This window comes from Micrococcus sp. HSID17227 (assembly GCF_003989405.1).
Taxonomy (GTDB): Bacteria; Actinomycetota; Actinomycetes; order Actinomycetales; family Micrococcaceae; genus Micrococcus; species Micrococcus luteus.
In genome coordinates, this window is sequence record NZ_RBLN01000196.1 from 1 (window position 1) to 4,228 (window position 4,228).

Sequence of the window (4,228 nt, forward strand, 5' to 3'; positions counted from 1 at the left end):
GGCCTGGCCCGCCCCGGCGACACCGTGCTCATGGCGCCCGCCGCGGCGTCGATGGACCAGTTCCGCTCCTACGCGGCCCGCGGCGAGGCGTTCATCGAGGCCGTCGCCGGGCTGATGCGCGAGCACGGCTGGGACGTGCACGACGACGCCGCGCCCGACGCCGACTGACCCGCCGCCCACCCGACCGTCTCGCTTCCCCCGTGAGGAGGGCCATGTCCCCGATCGAGCTCCGCCCGGTGCGCTCCGGCGCGGACGACGACGCCCCCGAGCATCGGGAACGGCTCCTGCGCCGGATGTGGCGGGTCCTCGAGGGTCGCCGCGCCCTCGACCTGTCGGTCCTGCTCATCAGCGGCTGCACCGCCCTGCTCACGGTGCTGGGCCTCGTGATGGTGCTCTCCTCGTCCTCCGTCGAGGCGATCGGCACCGGCGGCGGCTCGTACGCCCTGTTCCTGCGCCAGACCGCCTGGGCGGTGGCGGGCGTGGCGGCCCTGCTCGTGTTCTCGCGCCTGCCGGTGCGCGTCCTCAAGGCGATGGCCTGGCCGGCGTTCGGCGTGGCCGTGATCCTGCTCGCGCTGGTCGCGTTCTCCCCGCTCGGCGTCACCGTGGGCGGCAATCGCAACTGGCTGGGCATCGGGGGGTTCCGGATGCAGCCCTCCGAGGCCGCCAAGCTCGCCCTGGCCCTGTGGGCGGCGGCGGTCCTGGAGCGCAAGCACCGCCTCGTCACCCAGGTGCGGCACGCGCTGATCCCGGTGCTGCCCGGCGGCCTGCTGCTGCTGGGCCTGGTGATGGCGGGCAGCGACCTCGGGACCGCGATCATCCTCGCGATCGTGCTGGCCACGGTGCTGTACGTGGCCGGCACCCACTGGGGGGTCTTCCTCACCTTCCTGGCGCTGAGCGTGCTGGGCATCCTGGCCCTGACCCTCCTCGCCCCGCACCGCATGGTCCGGGTGCAGGCCTGGATGGGGGACTGCTCCGACGCCACCGACCCCTGCTTCCAGCCGGCGCACGGGATGTACGCCCTGGCCTCCGGCGGCTGGTGGGGCGCGGGCCTCGGCCAGTCCCGCCAGAAGTGGAGCTACATCCCGGAGGCCGAGAACGACTTCATCTTCACCATCCTCGGCGAGGAGCTCGGACTCGTGGGCACGCTGGTGGTGCTGCTGGCCTACCTCGGCCTGGCGATCGGCATCTACCGCGTCGCCGCCGGGACCACGTCCACGTTCATCCGCCTCTCGACGTGGGGGATCCTGGCCTGGCTGGTGGGTCAGGCGGCCGTCAACATCGCGATGGTCTCCGGGATCATCCCCGTGGTGGGCGTCCCGCTGCCCTTCATCTCCTATGGTGGTTCCGCGCTCACCCTGTCCTTGAGCGCGGTCGGCATCGTGCTGGCCTTCGCCCGGCACGAGCGCCGCCGTGCCGTCCAGCCGGACGCCCGCCCGCAGGCGGACGAGCCGGACACCGACCCCCTCCCCGTGATCCCCACCCCCGCCCTCCAGGAGCCCCGATGACGCAGACCTCTCATCCCTCCGGACCCCTGCGGGTGGTGCTGGCCGGCGGCGGCACCGCCGGCCACATCTCCCCGATGCTCGCGATCGCCCGCGCCCTGGAGGGCGACGGCGGCGGTCCCGTCGAGTGCACCATGGTCGGCACCGCCTCCGGCATGGAGACGCGTCTCGTCCCCGAGGCGGGCTACGAGCTCGACCTGATCGACCGGGTCCCGATGCCGCGCCGCCCGTCGATGGACGTCGTCCGCTTCCCGGCCCGCATGCGCGCCGCGGTCGCGACGGCGGCCCGGATCCTGCGGGACCGGCGCGCCGACGTCGTCGTGGGTGTGGGCGGCTACGTCGCGACCCCCGTGTACCTCGCGGCGTTCCGGGCCGGTGTGCCCGTGGTGGTCCACGAGGCCAACGCCCGCCCCGGCCTGGCCAACCGCATCGGCGCCCTGCGGGCCGCGCACGTCGGCACCGCCCTGCCGGACACCCGCCTCCGCGGCGCCCGCTGGGTGGGCATGCCGATGCGCCCCGAGATCTCCGGCCTGGACCGGGCGGCCGCCCGCCGTGCCGCCCGTGAGGCCCTCGGCCTCGACCCGGACCGGACCACCGTCGTGGTGACCGGCGGCAGCTCGGGTGCGCTGGCCGTGAACCGCACCGTGCGCGCCGCGCTGGGCGACCTCCTGGACGCCGGTCTGCAGGTATTCCACCTGACCGGTCGGGACAAGGCCCTCACCGAGGACGACGGCAGCCTGCTGGTCCGGGACGGCTACGTCCAGCGGGAGTACCTGGCGGGCATGGAGCAGGCCTACGCCGCCGCCGACCTGATCGTCGCCCGCTCGGGCGCCGGCACGGTCTGCGAGGTGTCCGCGGTCGGCCTGCCCGCCGTCTACGTCCCCCTGCCCATCGGCAACGGCGAGCAGGCGCTCAACGCCCGCCCCGTGGTGGAGGCGGAGGGCGCGCTGCTCGTCCGCGACGACGCCTTCGGGCGCGCGTGGGTGCAGCGTCAGCTGATCCCGCTGGCGACCGACCCTGAGCGTCTCGCGCGCATGGGGGAGGCGGCCGCCCGCTTCGGCGTCCGGGACGCGGACGTCACCATGGCCGGCCTCGTGCGCTCGGCCGCCCAGGAAGGAGCCCGGCGATGAGCCGAGACGAGAGCACCCGTCCCGCGGCCGAGGGCCGCTTCGCCGACCTGGGCCGCGTCCACCTGCTGGGGATCGGCGGCGTCGGCGTGTCGGGGGTCGCCCGCATCCTCCAGGAGCAGGGCGTCGCGGTGTCCGGCTCCGACGCGAAGGACCTGCCCGTGATGCGCGAGCTCGCCGCGGGCGGCGCCCGGATCACGGTCGGCTACGACGCCGCGCACCTCGGCCGGGACGTCACCACGGTGATCGCCTCCTCGATCGCCGGGCCGGGCAACCCGGAGCACGACGCCGCCGTGGCGCGCGGACTGCGCGTGCTGCACCGTTCCGAGGGCCTCGCCCTGGCCATGCGCGGCCACCGGGTGCTGGCCGTCGCCGGCACGCACGGGAAGACCACCACGTCCTCCATGGCCGCCATGGCCTTCTCCGACGCCGGCTGGGACCCCACGTTCGCCGTCGGCGCCGCCGTCGCCGGGCTCGGCACCAACGCCCGGGCGGGCCAGGGCGAGTGGTTCATCGCGGAGGCCGACGAGTCCGACGGCACCCTGGTGAACTACCCGAGCACGGTCGGGATCGTCACGACCGTGGAGGCCGACCACCTGGACCACTACGGGACCGAGGAGGCGGTGCACCAGGTCTTCCGGGACTTCGCGGGCGGGCTGCCAGCCGCCGCCCAGGGCGGGGTCCTCGTGGCCTGCCTCGACGACGCCGGCGCGGCGGAGCTCGCCGCGTGGGCCCGTGACAACGCGGCCGCCGACGTCGTGACCTACGGCACGGCGCCCCGCGACGGCGTGGTGCCGGACCTGCTGGTCACCGACCTCGCGGTGGAGCCGGGCGAGACCGGAGTGGGCCAGCGCGCCACGTTCCGGATGGCGGACGGGCCGGAGCGCACCCTGCACCTGCAGGTGCCCGGCCGGCACAACGCGCTGAACGCCGCCGCCGTGGTCCTGGCCGCCGTCCGGGCGGGCATGGCCTTCGAGGCCGCCGTGCGGGGCGTCGAGGCCTTCCGGGGCACGGCCCGCCGATTCGAGTTCCGTGGCGCCGCGCGCGGCGTGCGGGTCTTCGACGACTACGCGCACCATCCCACGGAGGTGGCCGCCGCGGTCTCCGCCGGCCGTGCCGTGGCCGGTGACGCCCGCGTGCACGTCCTGTTCCAGCCCCACCTGTTCTCCCGCACCCGGGACTTCGCCGCCGAGTTCGCCGCCGCCCTCTCCGGGGCGGACGTGGTGCGCGTGCTGCCCGTGTACGCGGCCCGGGAGGAGCCGATGCCCGGCGTCGACTCGTCCCTCATCGCCTCCCGCCTCACCACGGGTGCCGCCGAGGACCGTGTCGTCGCCGAGGACCGCGCCGAGGCGGTGCGCTCGCTCGCGGCGGGCGCCACGGCCGGCGACGTCGTCCTGACGATGGGCGCGGGGGACGTCACCGCCCTGGGCCCGGACCTGCTGGCCGAGCTCGGCCGGGACGCGGCGCCCGGCGTCGCCCACCCGTGAGGCGCGGCCGCCGGACGCCGCCCCCGGCCGGAACCGACCCCTCCACCGTCGTCCAGTCCCCGGGCCGCACCCCCCCCCGGCGCCGCGCCACCCCCCGCGGTGTCGCGGCCGC

The 4,228-nt window shown here is 76.0% G+C and carries 3 protein-coding genes and 1 pseudogene; all 4 read left to right on the top strand.

Going from position 1 to position 4,228, the window contains the following annotated elements; genetic code table 11:
• Nucleotides 1-168 (top strand): annotated as a pseudogene (gene murD, locus D8M29_RS13625) (UDP-N-acetylmuramoyl-L-alanine--D-glutamate ligase); the annotation flags it as partial.
• A 44-nt stretch (nucleotides 169-212) separates the two neighbouring features.
• On the top strand, nucleotides 213-1,505 hold the full coding sequence (gene ftsW, locus D8M29_RS09260; protein ID WP_095694685.1) for a putative lipid II flippase FtsW: 1,293 nt from the start codon (nucleotides 213-215) through the stop codon (nucleotides 1,503-1,505).
• Nucleotides 1,502-2,632, top strand: a complete 1,131-nt coding sequence (gene murG, locus D8M29_RS09265) for an undecaprenyldiphospho-muramoylpentapeptide beta-N-acetylglucosaminyltransferase (RefSeq protein ID WP_036314165.1) — start codon at nucleotides 1,502-1,504, stop codon at nucleotides 2,630-2,632. Before ftsW ends, murG begins: the two co-directional genes overlap by 4 nt.
• On the top strand, nucleotides 2,629-4,116 hold the full coding sequence (gene murC, locus D8M29_RS09270) for a UDP-N-acetylmuramate--L-alanine ligase (protein ID WP_127445925.1): 1,488 nt from the start codon (nucleotides 2,629-2,631) through the stop codon (nucleotides 4,114-4,116). The genes murG and murC overlap by 4 nt, the downstream gene beginning before the upstream one ends.
• The last annotated feature ends 112 nt before the right edge of the window (nucleotides 4,117-4,228 follow it).

Bases quoted from the DNA above. Each gene is read 5' to 3' on its own strand.
- ftsW (WP_095694685.1), top strand. From the start codon at position 213: ATGTCCCCGATCGAGCTCCGCCCGGTGCGCTCCGGCGCGGACGACGAC.
- murG (WP_036314165.1), top strand. From the start codon at position 1,502: ATGACGCAGACCTCTCATCCCTCCGGACCCCTGCGGGTGGTGCTGGCC.
- murC (WP_127445925.1), top strand. From the start codon at position 2,629: ATGAGCCGAGACGAGAGCACCCGTCCCGCGGCCGAGGGCCGCTTCGCC.